This window comes from Halobacillus litoralis (assembly GCF_009856445.1).
In the GTDB taxonomy this organism is placed as follows: Bacteria; Bacillota; Bacilli; order Bacillales; family Halobacillaceae; genus Halobacillus; species Halobacillus litoralis.
The window spans coordinates 1-612 of the sequence record NZ_WMFA01000039.1 but is presented as its reverse complement, the minus strand read 5'-3'; the positions used below and the strand labels follow the sequence as shown (position 1 = coordinate 612).

At 46.9% G+C, this 612-nt stretch carries 2 rRNA genes; both read left to right on the top strand.

Features of this window, described 5'->3' with window-relative positions:
- Positions 1–73 (top strand): 16S ribosomal RNA (locus GLW00_RS20335); the annotation flags it as partial.
- A gap of 170 nt (positions 74–243) precedes the next feature.
- Positions 244–612 (top strand): 23S ribosomal RNA (locus tag GLW00_RS20330); the annotation flags it as partial.

Here is a 612-nt window from a genome sequence, read left to right as displayed (position 1 = left end):
GGTGGGGCCAATGATTGGGGTGAAGTCGTAACAAGGTAGCCGTATCGGAAGGTGCGGCTGGATCACCTCCTTTCTAAGGATATTACGGAAACGTACTGTGTTGGTTGTTCAGTTTTGAGAGATCAAAGAATCTTTCAACTTGTGAACCTTGAAAACTGGATAAGGAATCATTGTTTCATCTAACGATGAGGCAATTGATGACAAGACATCTAATTGAAATTGTAAACGTCTTTTCACGAAGATAGTTAAGTGAATAAGGGCGCACGGTGGATGCCTTGGTACTAGGAGCCGATGAAGGACGGGACTAACACCGATATGCTCCGGCGAGCCGTAAGTAGGCTTTGATCCGGAGATTTCCGAATGGGGAAACCCACTGTTCGTAATGGAACAGTATCCTATACTGAATACATAGGTATAGGCAGGCACACCCGGGGAACTGAAACATCTAAGTACCCGGAGGAAGAGAAAGCAAATGCGATTTCCCAAGTAGCGGCGAGCGAAACGGAATCAGCCCAAACCAGAAAGCTTGCTTTCTGGGGTTGTAGGACACTCCATTGGAGTTACCAAAGAGGAAGATAGGCGAATCGATCTGGAAAGGTCAGCCAGAGCAGG